24 protein-coding genes and 2 pseudogenes are annotated in these 24,051 nt (G+C 71.7%); 10 read left to right on the top strand and 16 right to left on the bottom strand.

Features of this window, described 5'->3' with window-relative positions:
- The first annotated feature begins 148 nt into the window (after positions 1-148).
- Genes ABZ848_RS43020 through ABZ848_RS43010 form a run of 3 tightly spaced genes read left to right on the top strand, consistent with a single transcriptional unit; the run spans position 149 to position 3,227 of the window.
- Positions 149-922, top strand: a complete 774-nt coding sequence (locus tag ABZ848_RS43020; RefSeq protein WP_360840936.1) for an SDR family oxidoreductase — start codon at positions 149-151, stop codon at positions 920-922.
- Complete coding sequence (locus tag ABZ848_RS43015) at positions 919-2,586, top strand: AMP-binding protein (protein ID WP_360840935.1); 1,668 nt, start codon at positions 919-921, stop codon at positions 2,584-2,586. The genes ABZ848_RS43020 and ABZ848_RS43015 overlap by 4 nt, the downstream gene beginning before the upstream one ends.
- A gap of 47 nt (positions 2,587-2,633) precedes the next feature.
- Positions 2,634-3,227: a TetR/AcrR family transcriptional regulator gene (locus ABZ848_RS43010; protein ID WP_242770171.1), complete on the top strand. Its 594-nt coding sequence runs from the start codon at positions 2,634-2,636 to the stop codon at positions 3,225-3,227.
- Here ABZ848_RS43010 and ABZ848_RS43005 read toward each other — a convergent pair.
- Entirely contained in the window at positions 3,224-3,904 is a 681-nt protein-coding gene (locus tag ABZ848_RS43005) for a response regulator transcription factor (protein WP_360841031.1), read from the bottom strand. The two genes, ABZ848_RS43010 and ABZ848_RS43005, sit on opposite strands and share 4 nt — an antisense overlap.
- 38 nt (positions 3,905-3,942) lie before the next feature.
- On the bottom strand, positions 3,943-5,934 hold the full coding sequence (locus tag ABZ848_RS43000) for a histidine kinase (protein WP_360840933.1): 1,992 nt from the start codon (positions 5,932-5,934) through the stop codon (positions 3,943-3,945).
- A 185-nt stretch (positions 5,935-6,119) separates the two neighbouring features.
- On the opposite strand from ABZ848_RS43000, the gene ABZ848_RS42995 reads away from it, so the two are divergent.
- Positions 6,120-6,689: a hypothetical protein gene (locus ABZ848_RS42995; protein WP_360840931.1), complete on the top strand. Its 570-nt coding sequence runs from the start codon at positions 6,120-6,122 to the stop codon at positions 6,687-6,689.
- 72 nt (positions 6,690-6,761) lie between these two features.
- Here the strand turns inward: ABZ848_RS42995 and ABZ848_RS42990 are convergent, their stop codons facing one another.
- From ABZ848_RS42990 to ABZ848_RS42960, 7 genes and pseudogenes are all read right to left on the bottom strand, one after another.
- Positions 6,762-7,976, bottom strand: a complete 1,215-nt coding sequence (locus ABZ848_RS42990) for an acyl-CoA dehydrogenase family protein (protein ID WP_360840929.1) — start codon at positions 7,974-7,976, stop codon at positions 6,762-6,764.
- A gap of 6 nt (positions 7,977-7,982) precedes the next feature.
- Positions 7,983-9,003 (bottom strand): annotated as a pseudogene (locus ABZ848_RS42985) (phosphotransferase family protein).
- Between the two features lie 159 nt (positions 9,004-9,162).
- On the bottom strand, positions 9,163-9,459 hold the full coding sequence (locus ABZ848_RS42980) for a hypothetical protein (RefSeq protein ID WP_360840927.1): 297 nt from the start codon (positions 9,457-9,459) through the stop codon (positions 9,163-9,165).
- A 79-nt stretch (positions 9,460-9,538) separates the two neighbouring features.
- Positions 9,539-9,862: a DUF202 domain-containing protein gene (locus ABZ848_RS42975; RefSeq protein ID WP_360840925.1), complete on the bottom strand. Its 324-nt coding sequence runs from the start codon at positions 9,860-9,862 to the stop codon at positions 9,539-9,541.
- Positions 9,859-10,251, bottom strand: a complete 393-nt coding sequence (locus tag ABZ848_RS42970; RefSeq protein WP_242770195.1) for a DUF202 domain-containing protein — start codon at positions 10,249-10,251, stop codon at positions 9,859-9,861. Before ABZ848_RS42970 ends, ABZ848_RS42975 begins: the two co-directional genes overlap by 4 nt.
- Before the next feature lie 52 nt (positions 10,252-10,303).
- The gene (locus ABZ848_RS42965; protein WP_360840923.1) at positions 10,304-10,831 is read right to left on the bottom strand and encodes an NUDIX domain-containing protein; all 528 of its coding nucleotides are present in this window, start codon (positions 10,829-10,831) and stop codon (positions 10,304-10,306) included.
- Between the two features lie 39 nt (positions 10,832-10,870).
- Positions 10,871-11,764, bottom strand: coding sequence for a DMT family transporter (locus ABZ848_RS42960; protein WP_360840921.1), 894 nt, complete (start codon positions 11,762-11,764; stop codon positions 10,871-10,873).
- Between the two features lie 399 nt (positions 11,765-12,163).
- On the opposite strand from ABZ848_RS42960, the gene ABZ848_RS42955 reads away from it, so the two are divergent.
- From ABZ848_RS42955 to ABZ848_RS42940, 4 genes and pseudogenes are all read left to right on the top strand, one after another.
- Complete coding sequence (locus tag ABZ848_RS42955; protein WP_360840919.1) at positions 12,164-13,105, top strand: hypothetical protein; 942 nt, start codon at positions 12,164-12,166, stop codon at positions 13,103-13,105.
- 32 nt (positions 13,106-13,137) lie between these two features.
- Positions 13,138-14,676 (top strand): annotated as a pseudogene (locus tag ABZ848_RS42950) (APC family permease).
- A gap of 116 nt (positions 14,677-14,792) precedes the next feature.
- Positions 14,793-15,542, top strand: a complete 750-nt coding sequence (locus ABZ848_RS42945; protein ID WP_360840918.1) for a molybdopterin-dependent oxidoreductase — start codon at positions 14,793-14,795, stop codon at positions 15,540-15,542.
- A complete protein-coding gene (locus ABZ848_RS42940; protein WP_360840916.1) occupies positions 15,526-16,152 on the top strand; it encodes a cytochrome b/b6 domain-containing protein in 627 nt (208 codons plus the stop codon). Before ABZ848_RS42945 ends, ABZ848_RS42940 begins: the two co-directional genes overlap by 17 nt.
- Here ABZ848_RS42940 and ABZ848_RS42935 read toward each other — a convergent pair.
- The 5 genes from ABZ848_RS42935 to ABZ848_RS42915 all read right to left on the bottom strand — a co-directional run bounded on the left by ABZ848_RS42935 (position 16,063) and on the right by ABZ848_RS42915 (position 21,006).
- Positions 16,063-17,136: a hypothetical protein gene (locus ABZ848_RS42935; protein ID WP_360840914.1), complete on the bottom strand. Its 1,074-nt coding sequence runs from the start codon at positions 17,134-17,136 to the stop codon at positions 16,063-16,065. The two genes, ABZ848_RS42940 and ABZ848_RS42935, sit on opposite strands and share 90 nt — an antisense overlap.
- A gap of 111 nt (positions 17,137-17,247) precedes the next feature.
- Positions 17,248-18,276 carry an L-idonate 5-dehydrogenase gene (locus ABZ848_RS42930; RefSeq protein ID WP_360840912.1) on the bottom strand — a complete coding sequence of 343 codons (1,029 nt, stop codon included), beginning with the start codon at positions 18,274-18,276 and terminating at the stop codon, positions 17,248-17,250.
- Complete coding sequence (locus tag ABZ848_RS42925; RefSeq protein WP_360840910.1) at positions 18,276-19,034, bottom strand: SDR family oxidoreductase; 759 nt, start codon at positions 19,032-19,034, stop codon at positions 18,276-18,278. The genes ABZ848_RS42930 and ABZ848_RS42925 overlap by 1 nt, the downstream gene beginning before the upstream one ends.
- Positions 19,035-19,044: 10 nt before the next feature.
- A complete protein-coding gene (locus tag ABZ848_RS42920) occupies positions 19,045-20,442 on the bottom strand; it encodes a gluconate:H+ symporter (RefSeq protein ID WP_360840908.1) in 1,398 nt (465 codons plus the stop codon).
- A gap of 45 nt (positions 20,443-20,487) precedes the next feature.
- Complete coding sequence (locus tag ABZ848_RS42915; RefSeq protein WP_360840906.1) at positions 20,488-21,006, bottom strand: gluconokinase; 519 nt, start codon at positions 21,004-21,006, stop codon at positions 20,488-20,490.
- 142 nt (positions 21,007-21,148) lie between these two features.
- On the opposite strand from ABZ848_RS42915, the gene ABZ848_RS42910 reads away from it, so the two are divergent.
- Positions 21,149-21,850 carry a FadR/GntR family transcriptional regulator gene (locus ABZ848_RS42910; RefSeq protein ID WP_360840905.1) on the top strand — a complete coding sequence of 234 codons (702 nt, stop codon included), beginning with the start codon at positions 21,149-21,151 and terminating at the stop codon, positions 21,848-21,850.
- Positions 21,851-21,870: 20 nt separating this feature from the next.
- Here ABZ848_RS42910 and ABZ848_RS42905 read toward each other — a convergent pair whose 3' ends face one another.
- Positions 21,871-22,623, bottom strand: a complete 753-nt coding sequence (locus ABZ848_RS42905) for a hypothetical protein (RefSeq protein ID WP_360840904.1) — start codon at positions 22,621-22,623, stop codon at positions 21,871-21,873.
- 4 nt (positions 22,624-22,627) lie between these two features.
- Positions 22,628-23,047, bottom strand: a complete 420-nt coding sequence (locus ABZ848_RS42900) for a LuxR C-terminal-related transcriptional regulator (protein ID WP_360840902.1) — start codon at positions 23,045-23,047, stop codon at positions 22,628-22,630.
- A gap of 230 nt (positions 23,048-23,277) precedes the next feature.
- Here ABZ848_RS42900 and ABZ848_RS42895 point away from each other — a divergent pair, with 230 nt between their 5' ends.
- Positions 23,278-24,018 carry a hypothetical protein gene (locus tag ABZ848_RS42895; RefSeq protein ID WP_360840900.1) on the top strand — a complete coding sequence of 247 codons (741 nt, stop codon included), beginning with the start codon at positions 23,278-23,280 and terminating at the stop codon, positions 24,016-24,018.
- Positions 24,019-24,051: the final 33 nt, after the last annotated feature.

Here is a 24,051-nt window from a genome sequence, read left to right as displayed (position 1 = left end):
CTCCCGCGGGTTGTGTGGAAGCTGCGGGTGGTTTGTGGCTTGTCGCGCAGTTCCCCGCGCCCCTTGACGGCGTTGCAGGCGGCCCTTTCCTGATACATACCGACCGGTTAGTCTGGCGTCGCAGCAGAGCCGCAGTCGAAGGAGACCGATGGTGGAAGCCGTTCAGGGTGCTGGTGTGGTTGTCACGGGGGCTGGAGGGGGTATCGGGGCCGCCCTTGCGCGGCGGTTTGCCGCCGAAGGGGCCCGGGTCGTCGTGAACGATCTCGATCCTGATCGGGCCAAGGCTGTTGCCGAGGAGATCGGGGGGATCGCGGTGGCCGGGGACGCCTCCGCTGTCGTCGGTGATGCCCGGGACGCTCTCGGTGGGGTCGTCGACGTCTACTGCGCCAATGCCGGGGTCGCCTTTGACGACGGGGACGTGGAGAAGGGGCTCGACGAGAAGTCCTGGGCCGTCGCCTGGGACGTCAATCTCATGGCTCATGTCAGGGCCGCTCATGAGCTGCTTCCGGGGTGGCTGGAGCGGGGGAACGGGCGGTTCGTGTCCACCGTTTCCGCCGCGGGGTTGCTGACCATGATCGGGGCGCCCTCGTACAGCGTCACGAAGCATGGGGCCTATGCATTCGCCGAGTGGCTGTCCCTGACGTATCGGCATCGGGGGATCAAGGTGCACGCCATTTGTCCGCAGGGGGTGCGGACCGACATGCTGGCCGCCACCGGGAGTGCGGGGGATCTGGTGCTGCGGCCCACCGCGATCGAGCCGGCGGACGTGGCCGACGCGTTGTTCCGGGGGATCGAGGAGGACCGGTTCCTGATCCTGCCGCATCCCGAGGTCGCGCAGTACTACCAGGCCAGGGCCGGCGACCCTGATCACTGGCTCACCAACATGAACCACCTGCAGCAGAAGTGGGAGGAGGCGCGATGACCGAATCCCGTTATGCCGCCAAGCCCTGGGTCGCGCTGCTCAACGAGGCGCAGAGGGCCGACATCCATCCGGTCGACTCGCTGGTGCACGCGCTGCGGCGGGCCGTTGAGGAGGACCCCGAGCGGGTCTTTCTCGCCTACTTCGACGGGCGGCTCAGCTATCGCGAGGTCGGCGAGCTGAGCGACTCCGTCGCCGGGCATCTGGCCTCGCGGGGGCTGGAGCGCGGGGACCGGGTGGCGATCCTGCTGCAGAACTCGCCGCTCTTCGTGCTCGCCCTGCTGGGCGCGTGGAAGGCGGGCGCCATCGTGGTGCCGGTCAACCCCATGTACAAGTCGGGGGAGGTCGGTCATGTGCTGCGGGACGGGGAGGTCGCCGCGCTGATCTGCTCCGACCGGGCCTGGGAGTCGTATCTGCGCGACACGGCCGCCGACTCGCCGGTGCGGATCGTGCTGACCGGGTGCGAGCTGGACTTCCAGAGCCGCGGGGACGCGCGCGTGCTCGGCTTCGAGCGGCTGCCGCAGGCCGTGGACGCGGCCGATCTGACGACCGTGGCCCGCGCCGGGTACGAGGCGCCGGAGGAGCGTGAGCCGACTCCGTCCGACATCGCGCTGATCAGCTACACGTCGGGCACCAGCGGCACGCCCAAGGGCGCCACCAACACGCACGGCAACATCATGTACAACGCCGAGCGGCAGCGGACGGGGCTCGCGCTGCCGGACGCGCCCGTCTACTACGCGCTGGCGCCGCTGTTCCACATCACCGGGATGGTGTGCCAGCTCGGGGCCTGTCTCAACAGCGCGGGCACGCTGGTGCTGACGTACCGCTTCGAGGCGGGGGTCGTGCTGGAGGCGTTCGCCGAGCACAAGCCGCACTACACCGTCGGTCCCTCGACCGCCTTCATGGCGCTCGGCGCCCACCCGGGCGCCGCCCCGGACCACTTCGCCTCCTTCGTGAACATCTCCAGCGGCGGCGCGCCCGTGCCGCCGGCCCTGGTGGAGAAGTTCCGGGCGGGCTTCGGGCCGTACATCCGCAACGGTTACGGGCTGACCGAGTGCTCCGCGCCCTGCGCCTCCGTCCCGCCGGGGCTCGAAGCGCCCGTGGACCCGGTGTCCGGGACGCTGGCGGTGGGGGTGCCCGGCCCCGAGACGGTCGTACGGATCGTCGACGACCAGGGGCAGGAGGTGCCGTTCGGCGAGCAGGGCGAGATCCTCGTGCGCGGCCCCCAGGTCGTGCCCGGCTACTGGCGCCGCCCCGAGGCGACCGCCGAGACCTTCCCGGACGGGGAGCTGCGCACCGGCGACATCGGGTTCATGGACGAGCAGGGCTGGCTGTACGTCGTCGACCGCAAGAAGGACATGATCAACGCATCCGGCTTCAAGGTGTGGCCGCGCGAGGTCGAGGACGTGCTGTACACGCACCCTGCGGTGCGCGAGGCGGCCGTCGTCGGGGTGCCGGACGGGTACCGCGGGGAGACCGTGAAGGCGTACATCAGCCTGCGGCCGGGCGCCGAGACGGACCCCGATGAACTCGCGGTGTACTGCAAGGAGAGACTGGCCGCCTACAAATACCCGCGGCAGGTGGAGATCCTGCCCGACTTGCCGAAGACGGCGAGTGGGAAGATCCTCCGTCGGGAACTGCGTTCCCGCAGGCAAGCAAGCGAATAGAACACGCCGGAACACGGCAGAACGCTCGGAAGGCAGGTGGCGGCAGGGTGCCCAGGACGACGGACGGTGACGGTACGCCCGTCCCGCAGCGGCTGCTGGCCGCCGCCACCCGGCTCTTCGCGGAGCAGGGCTACGACCGCACGTCCGTGCAGGAGATCGTCGAGGCGGCCGGCGTCACCAAGGGGGCGCTGTACCACTACTTCGGCTCCAAGGACGACCTCCTGCACGAGGTGTACGCGCGCGTGCTGCGGGTCCAGCAGGAGCGGCTCGACGCGTTCGCGAACGCCGACGAGCCGATCGAGAAGCGGCTGCGGGCGGCCGCGGCGGACGTGGTCGTCACGACGATCGAGAACCTCGACGACGCGATGATCTTCTTCCGCTCCATGCACCACCTGAGCCCGGAGAAGAACAAACAGGTACGGGCGGAGCGGCGGCGCTACCACGAGCAGTTCCGGGCGCTGGTGGAGGAGGGGCAGGAGGCGGGCGTCTTCTCCAGGGCGACCCCGGCCGACCTGGTGGTGGACTACCACTTCGGCTCCGTCCACCACCTGTCGACCTGGTACCGGCCGGACGGGCCCATGGGCGCGCAGGAGGTCGCCGACCATCTGGCGGACCTCCTGCTGCGGGCGCTGCGGCCCTAGGACTCGGGGGCCGCGGGGCCGAGGCCGGCCTCGCGGGCCCAGGCCGCCGCCTCGGCGCGGTCGGCGACGCCCAGTTTGGCCAGGACGGCCGACATGTGGTTGCTGACCGTCTTCGGGGACAGGCCCAGGCGGGCGGCGACCGCGGAGTTGGGGTGCCCCTCGGCGATCAGCGTCAGTACGTCCCGCTCGCGCGGGGTGAGTGTCGGGCACGGGTCGGGCGGCGGCGCGGGGCGCCCCAGCTGGCCGAGCACCCGCCGGGCCACGCCGGGGCCGAAGATCGCCTCGCCCGCGGCCACGGCCCGGATGGCCCGTACGATCTCCTCCTGCCCGGCCCCCTTGAGTACATAGCCGCGGGCGCCGGCCCTCATGGCCGCGAACACCGAGTCGTCCTCCTCGACCATGGTGAGCATCAGCACCGCGACCGACGGGGCGACGCGGCCGATCTCCCGGGTCGCCTCGATGCCGTTCTGGTCGGGCATGCGGATGTCCATCACCACGACGTGCGGCCGCAGCGTCACGGCGGCCCGCACGGCCTCCCGCCCACTGGCAGCCGCCCCGACCACCCGCACCCGCGGACGCCCCTCCCGCACGGACTCCAGCAGCGCGGCGAGCCCGGTACGGACAACGGGGTGATCATCGGCGAGCACGACCCGCAGCACATCACCCTCCTCTGCCATCGCACCCTCCCGCCCGGCGCCGCCGTCGTTCGTCCGTGTCATGCCGTCCCTCCCAGCGGAAGCGTCGCCGTCACCCGGCCCTGGCCCGCCACGCAGCGGCCGCCGAGCTCCGCCGCGCGTTCCTGCATCGACGTGATGCCGACGCCCGGCTGCCACTCGGTCTCCTCGGCCGTGGGCCGGCCGTCGTCGCAGACCTCCAGACGCAGGCCGTCGCCTATCTCGATCCGTAGGTCCACCTTCGATGCCCGGGCGTGCCTGGCCGCGTTGGTGAGGGCCTCGACCGCGATGCGGTACGCGGCCACCTCCACCGCCGCGGGCAGCGCCGGCAGCCGTTCGGGCGCCCTGATACGCACCTGGAGCGGTACACCGTCGGCCCGCCAGGACAGCAGGGCCGCCCGCTCCCGCAACGCGCCGAGCAGCCCCAACTGGTCCAGGTCCGGCGGCCGCAGTCCGTCCACCAGCCGGCGCACCTCGACGACCGCGCCGCCGATCTCCGTCCGCAGCTCGGCCAGCAGCGCGGCCGCCCGCTCCTGGTCGAAGGCCAGCAGATTGCGCGCCGCGTCCGTCTGGAAGGCCGCACCGGCGAGCGTCGGCCCCAGCCCGTCGTGCAGATCCCGCCGGATCCGCCGCCGCTCCTCCTCCCGCGCGGCCACGATCCGCTCCCGCGACAGCTGCAACTGCCGGGACAGATCCGTGGCGTGCAGCGCGGCGGCGAGAGGCACGGCGAGCAGCTCCAGGACGGCCAGATCGGCGGGCGCGGGCTGCTGCTCGCCGGGGCGCAGGCCGACGACGAGTGCACCGACCGTACGGCCGTCGTAGTCGAGCGGCACGGTGTGCAGGAGGTCGCCGAGGACGCCCCAACTCCCTTGCACCGCGCCTGACTTCGCCTCCACGCGGACGTACGGCAGCCGCAGCGCCTCGCCCACCGCCTCCGGCACCGCGCCGATACCGGTCCCGGCCAGCCGCTCGCCGATCCGCGAGACCGCGCGCACCGGGTCGTGCCGGTCGCCGTACAACGCCCGGTCCACCGTGCGCTGGAGCAGCCGCCGGGCCGGTTCGAAGGCCAGGGCGAGGACGACGGTGATGAGGGCGGGGCCGAGGAGTTCGGGGCGCGGGTCGAGCAGCGACTGGAGGAACGTGACGAGGCCGACGTAGGCGGCGACCACGCCGACGGTGAGCGCGCCGTACAGCAGGCTGCGGGAGACGACGACACGGATGTCGAGCAGTTCGTGGCGGACGACGGCGATCATGATGGCGACGGGCATGGCAAGGGTGCAGTACGACGTGTAGACCGGCGGGAACCCGAAGATCTGCAGCACGAGGCTCAGTGCCAGCGGCATCATGCCGGCGATCAGCCACAGCATCCGCCGCCGGTCCTGCTCCCCGCCGCGTCGGTAGCGCAGGATCATCACGCTGCACACCGCCACCAGCAGGAGGCAGGAATCGGCGGTCTGGACGTCTCGCAGCACGGGCAGCCAGCCCGCCGGGACCGGCAGGTAGGAGGCCTGCGCCGCGGTGTCGCGGAACAGACCCCAGTCGGCGCGCCCCCAGACCGCCAGGCTGAGAGGCAGGGCGAGGACCTGGCCGACCAGCACCCAGCGCCAGCGCCGGTCGGGCAGCCGTCCGTCCGGGAACAGGAGGAACACGAGCACGAACGCCGTCGTGCCGACGATCCACGTGTGCCGTCCGACAGTGGTGAGCGTGCCCAGGATCCCCGGCGGCCAGCCGGCCTGAAGTCCCGCGACGGCCAGCCCGATCGACAGCCCGGTGAAGGCGTGTCCCAGACCGTAGGCGGTCAGCAACCAGCCTATGGGGTTGCGGGGCCGGTGCAGCGCGATCACTGTGCCGCACACCGGGTAGGCGAAGCCGACGGCCAGGTCGATCACCATGTCGTAGCGGATCAGGTCCCCCGGCCGAACCCCGGCCACCGCCAACGCCCCCACACCCACGGCCACTTGGAGCAACGCCAGCCCCAGCAGCACATATGCCGCCACCGCGCGCCGCCGTGTCCGCCCGTGCCGGTCCTCCATGTGCGTCATCGTCCCGGTTCGCCCACCCGGGTGTCACGGGAACGGTTCCCGGTCCACCCGGGAGAGGTTCCGGGGCGTGCCCGGTGGATTCCTCTCAACTCCCGGCCGGTGCGGGCGAGATGCTCATGGCAGTGGCGCGGCGGGACGATCCGCCGGCCCGAACTGATCGACGGGGGAGAACAACCATGCTTTCACTGAAGCGGCGTGCCGCGGGGGTCGTACTGGGATCGCTGCTCGCACTCGGCGGCACGGCGGCGGTTCCGGCCGCGGCCGACGCCCCGCAGATGCCCGCGAAGAAGCTGTGCCTGGGCGGCCACCGTATCGACAACGCCTTCATCTACCGGCGCTGGCAGCAACTGGGCGGCTCGGACGGCGCCATGGGCTGTCCCGTGAACGACAACTTCACCCTCCCCAACGGGGCCGAGCGGCAGACCTTCGAGCACGGGCAGCTGGCCTGGTCGCCCGACCAGGGGCACCGGATGGTGGTGGCAGCCTGGCAGGACGGCGGCTACGCCTACTTCACGTGGGGCCCGACGGACCCGTACCACTACGACACCTTCCTGGTCCGCTACACCAGTGCCGCCAACCCGTTCGGCACCCAGAAGGAGCTCGGCAAGGGCAACCGCGGCGGGATGTGGGTGCTGCGGCGCACCACCGGCAGCTACAAGTTCATCGTCGAGGGCTGCGACGTCGGCGGCTCCGGTCACACCTGCCGGCAGGGCTGGACGACTTCCGTGCGGACCTACCCCTACTGACCACCGGGACGGGGGAATCAGGGCCGGTACGGGCGAGGGGGACGCTCGTACCGGCCCTCGATGTGTCCTGGGCTACGCGTACTTCTTCAACTCCCGCCGCGCCAGCGACCGCTGGTGCACCTCGTCCGGGCCGTCGGCCAGCATCAGGGTGCGGGCGCCGGCGTAGAGCTCGGCCAGCGGGAAGTCCTGGCTGACGCCGCCCGCGCCGTGCAGCTGGATCGCCCGGTCGATGATGTCGACGACCGTGCGCGGGGTGGCGATCTTGATGGCCTGGATCTCGGTGTGCGCGCCGCGGTTGCCGGCGGTGTCCATCATCCAGGCCGTCTTGAGGACCAGCAGCCGCAGCTGCTCGACGGCCACGCGGGCGTCCGCGATCCAGTTCTGGACGACGCCCTGCTGGGCCAGCGCCTTGCCGAACGCGGTGCGGGAGACCGCCCGGCGGCACATCAGCTCGATCGCCCGCTCGGCCATGCCGATCAGCCGCATGCAGTGGTGGATCCGGCCGGGGCCGAGCCGGGCCTGCGCGATGGCGAAGCCGCCGCCCTCCTCGCCGATCAGGTTGGTGACCGGCACACGCGCGTCGTCGAAGACCACCTCGGCGTGGCCGCCGTGGTAGTGGTCCTCGTAGCCGAAGACCTGCATCGCGCGCTTGACCGTGACGCCCGGGGTGTCGCGGGGGACGAGGACCATGGACTGCTGGCGGCGGATGTCCGGGCCGTCCGGGGCGGTCTTGCCCATCACGATGAAGATCTTGCAGTCCGGGTTCATCGCCCCGGAGATGTACCACTTGCGGCCGGTGATGACGTACTCGTCGTTCTCCCGCCGGATGTGCGTGGTGATGTTGGTGGCGTCCGAGGAGGCCACCTCGGGCTCGGTCATCGCGAACGCCGAGCGGATCTCGCCCGCGAGCAGCGGCTCCAGCCACTGCTTCTTCTGCTGCTCGTCGCCGAACTGGGTGAGCACCTCCATGTTCCCGGTGTCGGGCGCCGCGCAGTTGAGGGCCGTGGGCGCCAACTGCGGGGAGCGGCCGGTGATTTCGGCGAGCGGCGCGTACTGGAGGTTGGTGAGTCCGGCGCCGTACTCGCTGTCCGGGAGGAAGAGGTTCCACAGGCCCTGCCTGCGTGCCTCGGCCTTCAACTCCTCGACCACGGACGGGGTTTCCCACGGCGACGCCAGCGCGGCGCGCTGCTCCTCCGCCACCGCCTCGGCCGGATAGACGTACTCGTCCATGAAGGCGAGCAGCTTGGCGCGCAGTTCCTCGGTGCGCGCGTCGAACGCGAAGTCCATGGTCCGTCAGCCTTCCTGAAGGGTCGTCAGGCCGTGCTCGATGAAGACGGGGACCAGGTCCCCGATGCGGTCGAAGCCCCGGCCGACCGTCTGGCCCAGCGTGTAGCGGTAGTGGATGCCCTCGAGGATCACGGCGAGCTTGAACCAGGCGAACGCCGTGTACCAGGAGACCGATGACACGTCACGGCCCGAGCGGGCCGCATAGCGCTCGATCAGCTCGGCGGGGGCCGGATGGCCGGGGGCCTCGGCGGTGGTGGAGACGGGGGAGTCGGGCATGCCGAGCGGCATGCTGTACATGACCAGCAGGCCCAGGTCGGTGAGCGGGTCGCCGAGCGTGGACATCTCCCAGTCGAGGATCGCCTTGATCTTGTCGTCCTCACCGATCAGGACGTTGTCGAGGCGGTAGTCGCCGTGGACCACGGTGGGTGCGGGGGACGTGGGCAGTCGCCGGCCCAGCGTCGCGTGCAGCTCGTCGATGCCGGCCAGGTCGCGGTTGCGGGAGGCGTCCAACTGCTTGCCCCAGCGGCGCAGTTGGCGGTCCAGGAAGCCCTCGGGGCGGCCGAAGTCGGCGAGTCCGACCTCCTCCGGGTCCACCGCGTGCAGCTCGACGAGCGTGTCCACCAGGGACAGCACCGCGCTCCGGGCCGAGCGGGGCCAGCTGTTCGGCCGTGCGGTACGGGGTGCCGGCGACGAACTCCATGACGTAGAACGGCGATCCGGGCACCGCCTCGTTCTCGGGGTTCTCGCACAGCAGTACCGGGCGAGGCACCGGCACGTCCGTCGCGTGCAGCGCGCTGATCACCCGGTGCTCGCGCTTCATGTCGTGCGCGGTGGCCAGGACATGGCCGAGCGGAGGGCGTCGTACGACCCACTTCGAGGTGCCGTCCGAGACCGCGTACGTGAGGTTCGACCGTCCGCCCTCGATCAGCCGGCCGGACAGCGGGCCCTGCACCAGGCCGGGGCGCTCGCGGTCGAGCAGGCCCTGCAGCCGGTCGAGATCGAGGCCTGGCGGGTGGTCGGGGCTCATCGGTGCTCCTTCGCGGGCGCGTGGACGGGACGCGTCCCATCATGCCGACTGGTCGGTATGTCGTCCAGTGCGGGAACCCAAAGTGATCGGGGCCACCATAGGCCGACAGCTCCCCGCCGGGTGCGGCGGGGAGCTGTCGGTGGGTGGATTCCGGACGGGTCAGTGGTCGTCCCAGTGGCCCTCGTGGGAGGCGTGGCGGTGGCCGTCGTGGAGGTAGTCGACGTGGTCGCCGTGCAGCACGCTCTCGTGACCGCAGTCCTCGCCGTGGCGGTGGTCGTGGCCCGCGTGCGCGACATGGCCTTCGGGCTCGCACTCGTCCCAGTGACCGCCGTGCTCGCGGTGCAGGTGGCCGCCGTGGGCGTAGTCGACGTGGTCGCCGTGGGGGACGGGGGTGTGGCCGCAGTCGGGGCCGTGGGTGTGGTCGTGGGTGGTGTGTTCCTGGTGGAGGGTGGTCATGGGGACAGGCTGCCACGGAGGTGGGGCATTTCCGGGCATCCGGAGCATTCCGGTTGCGAGGTGTTCTGTTGTCTGCCGTCTAGAACACCAGCGCTGCTCCACACCCCGCCATCGCCACCGTGCACAGAATTGCCGCCGTTGCGTGGAGCGGAGTCAAGGCGTGGGGGACGGGGGCCGTCGACAGGCCGCGGATGCGGCGGTGGGCCAGGTAGAGGAACGTCAGCCAGAGGCCGCAGGCCAAGGCGCAGGTCACCACGCCCACCGCCGACGCGCCTCCGTGCAGGGCCGTCTTCATGGCCAGTACCGCCACCACCGTCGCCGCCAGGGTCGTCCGGCGCCAGGCCAGGCGGGTCCGTTCCGGCTGGAGGCCGGGGTCCCGTTCCTCGGCCGCTGCCGTCCTCATCCCTCCCACCCCACCAGCACCACGACCACCATCGCCACCGCCACCACGGCCACGACCAGGCTCAGGAGCGCCGGGAAGCGGGACACCGGCAGGTCCTCGCCGCGGCGCATGGCCCGCTCGCAGCGCATCCAGTGGTTGACCGCGCGCAGGGAGCACAGGACGCCGGCGCCGAGCAGGGCCAGGGCCAGGCCCACGCGCCACGCCCAGCGCAGGTCCGGCAGGAACTGGTCCACCGCGAAGCCGCCGCCGATCAGCGCCATCGCCGTGCGCAGCCAGGCCAGGAAGGTGCGCTCGTTGGCCAGGGAGAAGCGGTAGTCGGGGGTGTCGCCCTCCTCGCGGATCTCCTGGGGCTCGAACCAGAGGCGGACGTTCCGTGCGAATTCGATCACGGGCTGGACTTTATCCCCCGGCATCTCCGGGCACCCCCGGCATCCCCCGGCCTCATTCCGCCGTCGCAGCCCGGCGGTGCTCCTTCAGGCGCTCGTACGCGGCCAGCCCGTCCGGCACCCACTCCCACTCACCCAGCCGCCGCTCGACCTCCGCCTCGGGCAGGAAGTCGTACCAGGCCACCTCCTCGGCCTGCGGCCGGACCGGGAGCTCGCAGCGGACCTCGTACACCGCCGACCACCAGCTCTGGCCGGTTCCGTTCTCGTACAGGAACTTGAAGAGGAAGCGCGGGGCCGGCAGTCCGGTGACGCCCAGTTCCTCCTCGGCCTCGCGCAGGGCGGCCTCGTCGTAGGACTCGCCCGCGCCGACCACTCCGCCGACGAACATGTCGTAGAGGGAGGGAAAGACCAGCTTGGTCGGGGTGCGGCGGTGGACGAACAGGCGGCCCTCGGCGTCCCTGGCCTGGATGAAGGCGCAGCGGTGGCGCAGGCCCTTCGCGTAGGCCTCGCCGCGCGGTGACCGGCCGATGACCCGGTCGTGCTCGTCGACGATGTCGAGGATCTCGTCAGCTGGAGTCGTCATACCGCCATCCAAGCAGTACGGCGGAGGAGGCGTCCGGCGTCAGTTCGGCTGGAGGTCCCTGACCCGCTCCGGCTTGGCCGCTCCCGTCGGCATGCACGGGTGCAGGCCCAGCAGGACGATGCCGCCGACGATCGCCGCGAGCCCGACCGCCTCCCAGGCAAGGGCGCCGGTGTCGGTGCGCAGCCGGTCGCCCAGGAAGCCGACGCCGCAGACGATGCCCGCGAGCGGCTGGGCCGCGGTGAGGGCGGGCAGGGACATGCGCAGGGGCGCCGTCTCGAAGGCGCTCTGGACCAGGACCAGGCCGGTGACACCGAGCGCCAGCACGGCGTACGGCTGCCAGCCGGTCAGCAGCTCCATCAGGCCGCCCTCGGAGAAGCGCTGGCCGCTGACCCGGGTGAGGGCGTCCTGGAGGCCGTAGAGGACACCGGCGGCCAGGGCGAGCAGGACCGGGCCGGAGCTCAGCCGGGAGCGCTTCGCGTACGTCGTGAGCAGGAGGGCGAGGCCCAGCATCGCGCCGATGATCAGCCAGTGCCGGAACGGGTCGGTGACCGCGCTGCCGCCGCGCGGCTCGCCCGCGACGATGAAGGCCGTGACGCCGCCCGCGAGCAGCAGGAGGCCGGTCCAGCCCTGGCGGCCGAGCGGCTGCCGTGTCTGCCGGCGGGAGAGGGCGAGCGCGAAGAGGAGGTTCGTGGCGAGCAGCGGCTCGACGAGGGAGACCTCGCCCTGGCTCAGCGCGACGGCGCCGAGGACCATGCCGACCACCATCAGACCGATGCCGCCCAGCCAGCGCGGCACCCGCATCAGGTCGAGCAGCAGCCGGGGCGAGAGGAAGTCGCCCAGGGGTGCGTGCTGGGCCGCGTTCTGCTGGAGCACGAAGCCGAAGCCCAGGCAGCAGGCAGCGCTCACGGCGAGAACGAGAACCAGAACGGACACGCTGCGTACCTCGATCGGATAGGCCGGGCCACGGGGTGCGTAGTGGGTGACTGTAGCGTCCCAGAGCCCGGCTTGCCCCTGGGAGTGCCCGGATCCGGGCAGTCGAACCGGTCACGGTGCCCGGCGATCGGGGACGGTCTGGGGCGGTGGCGCGGCCGTCCCGCCATGGTGAGGGGCCCGGGCGGAGCGCGCCATGGCGTACGCCACACGTCCGGTGTCCGACGGCCGGGTGACGGTGGTTGTCCGGAATACAACTACCCCATCCGTAAGGGGAGTTGACGCGTGTAACAACCCTACGACCCTTGACTTGAACCATTGGCTGCGGGTTTGCTGTGCGTGATCAGACGACGGCAATCCGAAACCATGACGCCGAGGCGCGTCGCGTGAGGAAGTCCCGCGGTGTCACCTCCCCCGCCACCCCTGGGCCGGGCCCGCAAGCGAGCGGCCCTGGCCCTCGACACGGCTCTGGACGACGCCGAACTCATCGCCGCCCGGGCCGCCTTGGCGCAGGGCCGGTGGCAGGTCGCGCGCTCGCTGCTCGTGCACACGGGCGACGACTGGGACCGCCGGGGACACCGGGCCGTCGTCCTCGCGCGGGAGCGGCACAGCGCCGCCTGGGCCCGGGACTGGCTGGTCGCCGAGCCCGACTCCGGCGACGCCTCCTTACTGCTCGCGCTGGCCCTGGTCGAGCGGGCACTGCAGGGCAAGGAGAAGCCGGACCGGGCCCGCGAGGCCTGCCGGGACGCCGCGGCGCTGCGGCCCGACGACCCGACGCCCTGGCTCGGCCTGCTCCTGCTGGAGCGCGCGTGGGGCGAGACCGAGCGGCTCTTCGGGGAGATCCGGGTCCGGTACGCCGACCACCACCACGCCCACCATCTGATGGTCGCCCGCCTCGCCGAGCAGCACCCCGGCGCCGGCCCCGACCCGCTGCACGAGGTCTACGACTTCGCCAACTGGGCCGCCGAACAGGCCCCCGCCGACTCCCCGCTCGCCGTCCTCCCGGTGATCGCGCACGCCGAGCGCTACCGCGTGCTGGCCACCGCCGGACACGAGCCCGCAGACCCCGCCGCCTCCGGCCACTGGACCGGACGCCGGGCCCGGCAGGTGATGAAGGCCGCCTTCGACTGGTGGCTGGAGTGGGAGCACGAGGGGCACCCGCGCCGTCTGGTCGACCTCAACTACCTCGCCCACGCGAAGGTCTGCGAGGGCCGGGGCGCCGAGGCCGCGGCCCTCTTCCACCGGATCGGCGAGCACCCCACCGCCGCCCCCTGGTCGTACCCGGACCGGGATCCGTACCCCGCCTTCCGTGTCGCGCGGGCCGCCGCGCTCGGCACGGCGTGAAAGACCGACGTCGACAGAAGGATGGTCCTGCGATGACCACGGGCAACCCCAGCGCGAGCAGATCCGCCGCCGGGATCAGTACGTTCAAGGGGCAAGAACGCGCGCTGCGTGCCGACCGCCTCGGCACCGGGGGCCTGCTGCTCTCCGTGCTCGCAGCGACCGCCCCGCTCATGGTGGTCGCGGGTGTCATGCCCACCACATTCGCGGTGATGGGGATCGTCGGCCAGCCGCTCCTCTTCGTCGTCCTCGGCGTGGTGCTGGTCCTCTTCGGCGTCGGCTACGCCGAGATGAGCCGGCACGTGCACAACGCCGGCGCCTTCTACGCGTACATCTCCCGGGGCCTCGGCGGCACCGCGGGCGCGGGCGCCGCGCTCGTCGCGCTGGTCGCGTACAACGCTCTCCAGATCGGCATCTACGGCATCTTCGGCTTCGAGGTCTCCGGGCTGATCGCCAAGTACGCCGACGCGCAGGTGGCCTGGTGGATACCCGCCCTCGTGGCCCTCGCGGTCGTCGGCACGCTGGGCTGGCTGAAGATCGACATCAACGCGCGGGTGCTCGGCGTGCTGCTGGTGATCGAGGTGATCATGGTGGTGATCTTCGACTTCGCGGCGATCGGCGACCCGGCGAGTGAGGGCCTGTCGCTGCACGCCTTCAACCCGGACGCGCTCAGCGGCGCGGGCGTCGGCACCGCGCTGTGCTTCTGCATCGCGGCCTTCCTCGGCTTCGAGTAGGCGCCGGTGTACGCGGAGGAGACCAGCCGGCCGCACATCCTGGTGCCGCGCGTGATGTTCCTCGCCGTCGCGGGCGTCGCCGTCTTCTTCGCCGTCAGCAGCTGGGCCCTGACCGTCGCCGCCGGCCCCTCCAAGGTGGTCGGCGTGGCCCGGAAGGAGAGCGCCGGGATGCTCTTCACGCTGACCGACGCCCGGCTCGGCTCCACCTTCACGGACGTCCTGCACATCCTCTTCGTGACCGGCATGTTCGCGGCCCTGCTCAGCTTCCACAACGTCGTCGCCCGCTACACCTTCGCCATGGGCCGCGAGGGCCTGCTGCCGAGCGCCTTCGGCCGTACCAGCGGCTCCAGCGGTGCCCCCGGCAGCGGCTCCCTGCTGCAGACGGCCGTCGCCGCGGTGATCGTGATCGTCTTCGCGATCGCCGACGACAAGCCCACCGGCGACCCCACCGCGCCCGTGCTGCAGCTGTTCACCTGGTTCGGCAACATCGGCGCGCTCGGCGTGATCCTGCTGATGGCGGCCGCCTCCGTGTCGGTGATCGTCTTCTTCGGCCGTCGCGGGGCCCTGGGCGCCCAGGCCTGGCGCCTCGGCACCTCCGCGCTCGCCGCCGTCGCCCTCCTGGTGATCGCGTGCTACACCGTCAAGGACTTCGACGTCCTGGTCGGCGCCGGCCCCGACTCGGCCCTGAGCTGGGTGCTGCCCGGCACCGTCCTCCTCGCCCTGGTCGTCGGCCTCGTCCAGGGCCTGCTCCTGCGCTCCCGCGCACCCGAGCGGCACGCCCGCATCGGCCTCGGCAACGAGGCGTTCCAGCTGGACAAGGCGGCACAGGAGGCGTCGTAACACCAGGGTCTGGTACGCCGGGCTGTCTGAGAACGCCGTAAGAAGTGATTACGGAACCCTGACGAGCATCCGCGATTCCTGGTCCCGCCGGGGTCGCGGGTGTTCGAATGGGATACGTGAACTCCGAACAACCCGAGGAGCCGGGCGCGCCCCAGCCGCCGGAACGAGGCACTCCGGTCGGCCGCCGGGTCCTGCTCGGCACCATCGGCCTGGGCGCCCTCGGCGTGGTCGCCGCGCCCAGCCTGCAGCGCGCCCTGGAGGGCTTCCTCGGCGCCGCGGCCGACAAGGACCCGACCGGCCTGACGGGCCTGCTCCCGAACGGCGGCGGCTTCCGCTACTACTCGGTGGCCTCCTCCGTACCGCACAAGAACGCCACGAACTACCGCCTCACCGTCGACGGCCTGGTCGACCGTCCGAAGACCTACACGCTCGACGACCTGCGCGCCCTGCCGCAGACCAGACTGGTCAAGGACGTCCAGTGCGTCACCGGCTGGCGGGTCCCGGACACGCCGTTCGAGGGGGTGCGGCTGTCCCGGCTGCTGGACGCCGCGGGAGTGCGCGCCAAGGCCGGGGCGGTCCGCTTCACCTGCTTCGACGGCACGTACACCGAGAGCCTCACCCTCGACCAGGCCCGCCGCTCCGACATCCTGGTCGCGCTGCGCATGCAGAACAAGGACATCGGCCACGCCCACGGCGGCCCGGTCCGCCTCTACGTGGCGCCCATGTACTTCTACAAGTCCGCCAAGTGGCTCTCCGGCATCCACGTCACCGAGGACGTCGAGCCGGGCTACTGGGAGCATCTGGGCTACGACGTCGACGCCTGGGTCGGCAGGTCGAACGGGCGGGACGATGACCCTACGAGCTGAGGCACACACCCCGCCCGCCACCGAGGTCCGCCGCTTCGGTCCCGCGCAGAAGTGGGTCCACCGCACGACGGCCGCGCTGATGGGCGTCTGCGTCGTGACGGCCGCCTTCCTGTACGTCCCCGAGCTCGCCGAACTCGTCGGCCGCCGCGAGCTGGTGGTCCGCATCCACGAGTGCGCCGGGCTCGCCCTGCCGGTGCCCGTCCTCGCGGGCCTGGTCTCCCGCGCCTTCCGCGCCGACCTGGGCCACCTCAACCGCTTCGGCCCGCACGACAAGGTCTGGCTGCGTGCCGCCCTGCGCCGCGACAAGCGGCGGTCGCAGCGGCCGGCGGCGAAGTTCAACGCCGGGCAGAAGATCTACGCCGCCTGGATCGCCGGCGCCTCGCTGGTGATGCTCGGCACGGGCCTGATCATGTGGTTCACCCACCTCACCCCGATCATGTGGCGCACCAGCGCGACCTTCGTCCACGACTGGCTCGCCCTCACCATCGGCATCGTCCTCGCCGGGCACATCGGGATGGCGCTAGCGGATCCGGAAGCCCGCGGCGGGCTGCGCACCGGGAAGGTGAGCCGGGAGTGGGCGCAGCGAGAACATCCCCTGTGGCGTCCCTGAAGAGGCATCGGGCGACGGCTGCACAGCGGGTGCCCCGACCGTGAGGGCATCGGGCAGACGCGCCTCGGCGGCGCCGTACCGGACCACCACGTCGGCCTTCTTCGAGTAGTCCTCCAGCGGCGGTACGACGACGGACAGCACGAGTTCGTCGCCCGACTCGGACTTGAGCACCGGCGGCACGGGCACCTGCTTGCCGCCGATGGACACGCTCCCGAACCGCAGCAGTTCGGCGTGGTCGAAGTACGTGCCGCGCAGGTCGATGTCGATCACGTCACCCGGCTGGGCGTCGTCGGAGTCCACCCCGGCGATGCGGTAGGAGCACGCCGGTGTGCTGCCGGCGGAGGCCTTCAACTGGACGGTGGCGGACGGGTGTTGGCGGTGGAAGTCCAGCAGTCCGCCCAGTACGGCGTAGACGGCGCGCCCCTTGCAGGTGTCCGCCTTCCCGGTCAGGGCGGCGTACTCCCTGGTCGCCGTGTCCCAGCTGCCGCCCTGCCCCTGCACGGCGAGGCAGGCCGAGGCGAGGGCGCGCAGCAGCCGCCACTCCGGGTCCGCCGAGGTGGGCGGGATGGAGCTGAGGGCGGCCCGGCACTGGCCCGGGTCGCGGAGCTGGTCGTAGACGCTCGATGGGTCGGGCGTGGGGTCGCTGTTGGGGGAGGCCGGGCCCGGCGGGAGCCAACTCGGTGTCAGGAGAGGCTTGTTGGTGGGAGTGGCGCTCGGGGTCGGTGTGGTGCGGTGGGTGCTGTGGGGCGGGGTGTCCGGCGGGACGGTGGCGCTCGCCTCGCCCGCGGGGGACTGGTGCGGAGTGGGGGACGCGGGTGCCGTATGGGCCTGGGCCTCGTCCGAGGGGCCCGCGGTCACGACGGTGCTGCCGCCGCCCCCGCCGTCCGGTGTGTCACTTCCGTCACCGCCGAAGGCCGCGACGGCCACCGCCACCGCTCCCACCACGAGCAGCCCCGAGATGCGCATCCCGAGGGAAACCGCCATGACGCCCCCCGACACGGTCGGCCCCTGGAGGTCCCATGTCCAGGGGTCACCTCATCATCGGGCCGACGATGCCCGCACGGAACCCGCCTTGGGCTGATCCTTGGGGAAAATTCAGGTTCGGAAATCGATCAGAACCTTGCAGGAACGGCCGCGATCGGCCGCAAGGGCGAACGCCGACTCCGCCTCCCGGACCGGGACCACCGCGCTGACCAGGGCGTCGAACGACGGCTCGGCGGCGAGCAGGTCCAGCGCCGCGTCGAACTCCGCGTCGAAGCGGAACGCCCCGCGCAGTTCGATCTCCCGGCTCACGACCAGGTTCCCGGCGAACGGCGACTGCCCGGGCGGCAGCATCCCGAGCTGCACCACCACACCCCCGCGCCGCACCAGCCGCAGACACGTGTCCAGACCGGCGGCGACCCCGGAAGCCTCCACGGCCACGTCCACCTCGGAAGGCCACCCGGCATCATCCGGATCATCGGCCCGTACGACGGTGTCGGCGCCGGCGGCCCGCGCGTACCGCAGCGCCTCCGGCAGCAGGTCGGTCACGGTCACCCGGGCCGCACCGGCCGCCCGCGCCGCCGCGACCACCAGGCAGCCGATGGGCCCGGCGCCCGTGACGAGGACGTGCCTCCCGGCGACCTCCCCGGCCCGCCGCACCGCGTGCAGGGCGACGGACAGGGGCTCGGCGAGAGCGGCGCGGCGCAGGTCGAGACCCACCGGGACCGCCCTCAACTGCTCTGCGGGTACGACCACTTGGGCCGCGAAGCCGCCCTGGACATGCGGGAAGCGGGCCGCGCTGCCGAGGTAGCGGGTGTCCCGGCAGACGTTCCGCCGCCCGTCGGCGCACTCCGGACACACCCCGCAGGGCGTGGCGGGGTGCACCGCGACGGCCGTACCGGGAACCGGCCCCGACGCACCGGCGCCGTACGAGACGACCGTCCCGACCACCTCGTGGCCGAGCACCATCGGCTCCCTGAGCCGGAAGTCCCCGACGCCGCCGTGCCGCCAGTAGTGCAGGTCGGAGCCGCAGACTCCGCCGTACCGGACGGCGACGAGAGCCTGCCCGGGACCCGGTGCGGGGGCGGTCAACTCCTCGACCCGCAGGTCGCCTTGCCCATGGATCACGCAGCCGAGGGTCATCACAGCACGCTCGTCATTCCGCCGTCGACGTACAGGATCTGCCCGCTGACGAAGTCCGCGGCGGGCGAGGCGAGGAAGAGCACCCCGCCGACCAGGTCCTGTGTGCGGCCCCAGCGTCCGGCCGGGGTGCGGCGGCGGACCCAGGTGCTGAACTCCTCGTCCTCGACGAGGGGCCCGGTCAGTTCGGTCTCGATGTAGCCGGGGCCGAGACCGTTGACCTGGACGCCGTGCGGGCCCCAGTCGGCGCACATGCCCTTGGTGAGCATCTTCAGCGCGCCCTTGGTGGCCGCGTAGGGCGCGATGCCGGGGCGGACCACCTCGCTCTGCAGCGAGCAGATGTTGACGATCTTTCCGTGGCCGCGTTCCGTCATCCGGCGGGCCGCCTCCCGGCCGACCAGGAAGGCGCTGGTCAGGTTGGTGTCCAGGATGCGGTGCCAGTCGGAGTCGGTGAACTCCAGGAGCGGGGCGCGCAGTTGCATGCCCGCGTTGTTGACGAGGATGTCGAGCGGGCCGACCCGCTGTTCGACGTCGGCGATGCCGGCCGCGACGGACGGGCCGTCGGTCACGTCGAAGACGGCGGTGTGGATGTCTCCCGGCAGCTCGGCCGCCGCCTTGGTGAGGCGGTCGGCGTCCCGTCCGTTGAGGACCACCGTGCAGCCCGCCTCCGCGAGGCCGCGGGCCAGGGCGAGGCCGATGCCGCGACTGGAGCCGGTGACCAGGGCCGTACGGCCGCTGATGTCGAACAGAGGGTGACTCATCCTCGTACCCCTAAATGACCAGTGAGAGAAGGAGGACCAGACCGCCCGCGACCACCGAGATGATCGTCTCCATGACGGACCAGGTCTTGATGGTCTGGCCGACGTTCAGGCCGAAGTACTCCTTGACCAGCCAGAAACCGGCGTCGTTCACATGGCTGAAGAAGAGCGAGCCGGCGCCGATGGCCAGGACGAGGAGGGCCGTGTGGGTGGTCGACATGTCGGCCGCGAGCGGGGCGACCAGGCCGGCCGCCGAGACCGTCGCCACCGTCGCCGAGCCGGTCGCGAGGCGGATCGCGACCGCGATCAGCCAGGCAAGCAGCAGGGCCGGGATCGACCAGTCCTTGGAGATGTCCAGGATCATCTGGCCGACGCCGGTGTCGATCAGCGTCTGCTTGAAGCCGCCGCCCGCGCCGACGATCAGCAGGATCCCCGCGATGGGCGCGAGACCCTTCTCGACCAGCGGGGTGAGGCGCTCGCGGCCGAAGCCGGCGGGCCGCAGCAGGGTGAAGATGCCGACCAGGACGGCGGCGAGCAGGGCGATCAGCGGGGAGCCGACGACGTCGAAGACGCGCTGGGTGAGGTCGGTCGGGTCGTCGATCACGATGTCGACCAGCGCCTTGGAGAGCATCAGGACGACGGGGAGGAGGATCGTGGCGAGGGTGGCGCCGAAGCCGGGCCGATTCTCCAGCTCCTCGGAGGGGCGCTGCGGGATCATGCGCTCGGGGGCGGGGACGTCGACCCAGCGGGCCGCGAACTTCGAGAACAGCGGGCCCGCGATGATCACCGTCGGGATGGCGACCAGGACGCCGAGGGCCAGGGTCACACCGAGGTTGGCCTTGACCGCGTCGATCGCGACCAGCGGACCGGGGTGCGGCGGGACCAGGCCGTGCATCACGGAGAGGCCGGCCAGGGCCGGGATGCCGATGCGCATCAGGGAGTAGTTGCCGCGCTTGGCCACCATCAGCACGACCGGGATCAGCAGTACGACGCCGACCTCGAAGAACAGCGGCAGACCGATGACGGAGGCGATCAGCACCATCGCCCACGGCATGGACCGGCCGCCCGCCTTCGCGAGGATCGTGTCGACGATCTGGTCGGCGCCGCCGGAGTCGGCGAGCATCTTGCCGAGGATCGCGCCGAGCGCGATCAGCACGCCGACGCCGGCGACGGTGGTGCCGAGGCCGGTGGTGAAGCTGGTGATCACCTTGTCGAGGGGCGCCCCGGCGATCGCGCCCAGTGCCAGTGACCCGATGGTCAGCGACAGGAAGGCGTGCAGCTTGAACTGCGTGATGAGCACGACGATGACGGCGATGCCCGCCAGGACGGCGATGCCCAGCTGTGCGTGGCCCGCCGAGGTGATTGGCTCGACGGTGTCCGCTGCCAGCATCTCGACGCTGAGTCTGGTCACGGTTGTTCCCTTGCAGGTACGGGGATGGGGGAGGTGGTGCGGGTGCTACCGGGCCGGGTGGGGGAGGGCGCTCAGCGCCTGCACGGCCCGTTCGGTGATCTCCTCGGGGCTGCCGGTGACGTCCACCGCGACGCCCGCCTCGTCCGGCTGGAGCGGCTGGAGCGTGGCGAACTGCGAGTCGAGCAGCGCCGTCGGCATGAAGTGGCCCTGACGATGTGACATCCGGTCCTCGATCAGGGCGCGGTCGCCCGTCAGATGCACGAAGACGACACCCGGGGCGGCGGCGCGCAGCCGGTCGCGGTACGACCGCTTCAGCGCCGAGCTGCTGACCACCCCGCCGAGCCCCGCCCGGCCGTGCGCCCAGGAGCCGATGGCGTCCAGCCACGGCCACCGGTCGTCGTCGTCGAGCGGCACGCCGGCCGACATCTTGGAGATGTTGGCCTGCGGGTGGAAGTCGTCGCCCTCGGCGTAGGGAACGCCGAGCCGGGCGGCCAGCAGCGGACCGATGGTGGTCTTGCCGGTGCCGGCGACGCCCATGACCACGACGACGTGGGGGGTGCTCATCGCTTGCCTCGCTGTCCTCTTCGACATCTGGACGCCATCGGGCGTCGACGCAACTGAAACCGATTAGGTACGACTAATTCAAGACCCTGCGACAAATAAGTCTGACTTTTTACGGCTGTGATGCGCCACGTACTCTGAGTGCATGAGCACACCGGGCCGGGGGCTGCACGGCCATGTACTGGACACCCTCGGCCCCGCGATCACCGCGGGCGAGTACCCGCCGGGCAGCGTTCTGCGCACGGACGAACTGGCCCAGCGTTTCGACGTGTCACGCTCGGTGATGCGGGAGGCGGTCCGGGTCCTCGAATCCATGCACCTGGTCGAGTCCCGCCGGCGCGTGGGTGTGACGGTGCAGCCGAAGGCGGCGTGGAACGTCTACGACCCGCAGGTCATCCGCTGGCGCCTGGAGGGCGCCGACCGCCCCCACCAGCTGCGCTCGCTGACCGTGCTGCGCTCGGCGATCGAGCCGGTCGCGGCGGGCCTGGCGGCGAAGCACGCCACCGCCGAGCAGTGCGCCGAGCTCACCGAGTGCGCGCTCGGCATGGTGGCCAACTCACGCGGCCACCAGCTGGAGGGCTACCTCGTCCACGACATGGCCTTCCACCGGGTGATCCTCACCGCGTCCGGCAACGAGATGTTCGCCCGCCTCGGCGACGTCGTCGCGGAGGTCCTGGCGGGCCGCACCCACCACGAGGTCATGTTCGAGGACCCCGACCCGGCGGCCGTCACTCTTCACGTCCAGGTGGCGGAGGCGGTCCGCGAGGGCGACGCGATCCGCGCGGAGGAACTGACCCGCGAGATCACGGTGGGGGCGCTGCAGGAGCTGGACATCCTGGCGCCCTGAGGGCGGGAGGCCGCGGGCGGCTACTTGTCCGGGCCCTGCGCGGTCACGCTCAGCGGCAGCATGACGAAGGCGTCGACCGTGGCGCCGTCGTCCCAGGAACCGGCCGGCAGCTCGAAGGTCCCGCGCTCGGCCGTCAGCCTGGCGTGGCACAGCAGCGCACCACCAGCCCGGCCGCCGCCACGGACGGGCGCGGCGGTGAAGAACTGCACGAGCAACGCCCCGGTGACCCGGGTGCCGACCTGCTGGAGGAGCTTGCCGGGGAGCGTCCACTCGACTCCGTAGTACGGCGCCCCGTCCACGGTTTGGTGGATCCTGCGCACGAACCAGGCGTCCCTGCCGACCTGCGGCGCGCTGCGCAGCTTGAGATGGGCGATCGCCGCCGAGGCCGCGCTGAGACCGGGCAGTGGGGTCACGTTGGCCGCTATCTCACCGACCAGCCCCACCGCGGGAGCGAGCGCGTTCACGTCCTCGGCCAGAGCCGTACGCCATTCCCGTTCCTCCTGCACCGGGGGCAGGTGGTACACCAGCGCCTGGACGTCCTTCACCCGCCACCGGTCGACCGCCGGGAACAGCAGCCGGACCTCGGCCCTGTCGGGCACGTCCCCCGTGTACCCGAGCGTCCAGACATAGAGATAGGCGGTGAACTCCTGCGAGGCCGCGGGGTCGGTGGAGAACAGACTGACCAGCGGGACGGACACGGGGTCGCTCTCACCGTAGATCTCCAGCCAGTCCGCGGCGTCCGCCTGGGGCCGACGGTCCCATCGGGAAACCATCGCGCTACCCCTCGGGCATCAGCTGAGCTGGCGTCAGCTCGACCGGATCAGGGCCCAGTTGATGATCCCCCGACGTCAGCCGGCTGACCATCGCCGCCCGGGACGTCACGTCGAGCTTCACGAAGATACGGCGCAGATGGGACGCCACCGTCCAGGTGCTGATCTCCAGCACCGAGGCGATCGTCTTGTTGGGATGGCCGCAGGCGACCATGCGGGCGATCTCCAGCTCGCGCGGGCTCAGTAAGGAGACCGGCCCCGCACGGTCGCCGCGCAGGACCAGGCAGCGCACCCCGTCCATCTCCAGATCCAGCAGCACATGCCCGCCGGCCGACGCGAGCTTCGCGATCAACTCCAGCGCCAGCGCCTCCACTTCGGCACCGGTGTCCTCCCTGGCCAGTAGTCCGGTACCTGCCCCGTCCTTCATCGCCGGCCCCCTTGCCTTCAGCGGGCCGGAACCTCACCCGGTTCCACACCCCTCGGCATGCAGCGCACTTTAACAGCGTGTGCGCCCCGGCTGTGCCCCATTTGCGTGTAGCACGTCCGAGGGACGCTCATCCGAACGCGACCGGTACGGCCGACCGCAGGATGTGCGACTGGTGGTCCAACTCAAGGGTGACAAAGGTGAGTTGTCCGACCGCGTGACGAGAGGCGGCGATGCAGATGCGCCAGGCCGAGCTGGAGTACGAGGACGAAGCCGCCCTGGAGAGCGAGTTCGAGGGCGCTGGTGAGGAGGAGTACCTCTACGAGGAAGAGGGCGAAGAGGAGGGCGAGGAGTTCCTCGGCCGGATCGCCGGCGCGCTCGGGGGGCTCCTGGGCGAGGGTGAGGGCGAGTTCGAGGGGGAGTACGAGGGCGAATGGGAAGGTGAGTACGAGGGCGAGTTCGAGGACGAGGCCTTCTTCCGCCGTATCCGCGCCTTCGTCCGCCGCGCCGCCCCGATCCTGCGCCGGGTCGCCCGCGTCGCCGCGCCGATGGTCGGCACCGCGATCGGCGGGCCGCTCGGCGGGGCCCTCGGGAGCGCCGCCGCCCGTGCGCTGGGCGAGGGCGAGTTCGAGGAGGAGTACCTCTACGAGGAGGAGGGCGAGGAGGAGTTCGAGGCGGAGGCCGAGGAGGAGTCGACCCGGCCGCTGACCCAGCAGGAGGCGATGGCCGAGATGATGGCCGCCGTCGCCGCGCAGGCCCAGACCGAGGCCGAGGCCGAGGCGATGATCGGCGCCGCGACCGTCTCCGCGCTGTCCGCCCGGGACCGCGCCACCCTGCGCCGGCTGCTGCCGCACCTGGTGCGGGCCACCTGTGTGCTCACCCGGCTGCTGCGCCGGCAGCGCGCCACCCGGCCCGCCGTACGGGGGTGCTGGCGTGCACGTAGGAACGCCAGATGCGCTGCTCGTCGTCGGTGAGCCAGCGGGTGTCTTCGGTAGCGGGTGCTGCGT

Source organism: Streptomyces sp. NPDC047081 (assembly GCF_040643775.1).
GTDB lineage: Bacteria > Actinomycetota > Actinomycetes > Streptomycetales > Streptomycetaceae > Streptomyces.
Note: the sequence above shows the minus strand (reverse complement) of the source record. Positions and strands in the feature narration are given on the sequence as shown.

Coding starts and splice junctions, on each gene's coding strand:
- ABZ848_RS42900 (WP_360840902.1), bottom strand. CDS start 23,047: ATGAAGGACGGGGCAGGTACCGGACTACTGGCCAGGGAGGACACCGGT.
- ABZ848_RS42925 (WP_360840910.1), bottom strand. CDS start 19,034: ATGAGTCACCCTCTGTTCGACATCAGCGGCCGTACGGCCCTGGTCACC.
- ABZ848_RS42980 (WP_360840927.1), bottom strand. CDS start 9,459: ATGACCACCCTCCACCAGGAACACACCACCCACGACCACACCCACGGC.
- ABZ848_RS43020 (WP_360840936.1), top strand. CDS start 149: ATGGTGGAAGCCGTTCAGGGTGCTGGTGTGGTTGTCACGGGGGCTGGA.
- ABZ848_RS43005 (WP_360841031.1), bottom strand. CDS start 3,904: ATGGCAGAGGAGGGTGATGTGCTGCGGGTCGTGCTCGCCGATGATCAC.
- ABZ848_RS42965 (WP_360840923.1), bottom strand. CDS start 10,831: ATGACGACTCCAGCTGACGAGATCCTCGACATCGTCGACGAGCACGAC.
- ABZ848_RS43015 (WP_360840935.1), top strand. CDS start 919: ATGACCGAATCCCGTTATGCCGCCAAGCCCTGGGTCGCGCTGCTCAAC.
- ABZ848_RS42975 (WP_360840925.1), bottom strand. CDS start 9,862: ATGAGGACGGCAGCGGCCGAGGAACGGGACCCCGGCCTCCAGCCGGAA.
- ABZ848_RS42910 (WP_360840905.1), top strand. CDS start 21,149: ATGAGCACACCGGGCCGGGGGCTGCACGGCCATGTACTGGACACCCTC.
- ABZ848_RS42940 (WP_360840916.1), top strand. CDS start 15,526: ATGACCCTACGAGCTGAGGCACACACCCCGCCCGCCACCGAGGTCCGC.
- ABZ848_RS42895 (WP_360840900.1), top strand. CDS start 23,278: ATGCAGATGCGCCAGGCCGAGCTGGAGTACGAGGACGAAGCCGCCCTG.
- ABZ848_RS42915 (WP_360840906.1), bottom strand. CDS start 21,006: ATGAGCACCCCCCACGTCGTCGTGGTCATGGGCGTCGCCGGCACCGGC.
- ABZ848_RS42990 (WP_360840929.1), bottom strand. CDS start 7,976: ATGGACTTCGCGTTCGACGCGCGCACCGAGGAACTGCGCGCCAAGCTG.
- ABZ848_RS42935 (WP_360840914.1), bottom strand. CDS start 17,136: ATGGCGGTTTCCCTCGGGATGCGCATCTCGGGGCTGCTCGTGGTGGGA.
- ABZ848_RS42995 (WP_360840931.1), top strand. CDS start 6,120: ATGCTTTCACTGAAGCGGCGTGCCGCGGGGGTCGTACTGGGATCGCTG.
- ABZ848_RS43000 (WP_360840933.1), bottom strand. CDS start 5,934: ATGGAGGACCGGCACGGGCGGACACGGCGGCGCGCGGTGGCGGCATAT.
- ABZ848_RS42905 (WP_360840904.1), bottom strand. CDS start 22,623: ATGGTTTCCCGATGGGACCGTCGGCCCCAGGCGGACGCCGCGGACTGG.
- ABZ848_RS42930 (WP_360840912.1), bottom strand. CDS start 18,276: ATGACCCTCGGCTGCGTGATCCATGGGCAAGGCGACCTGCGGGTCGAG.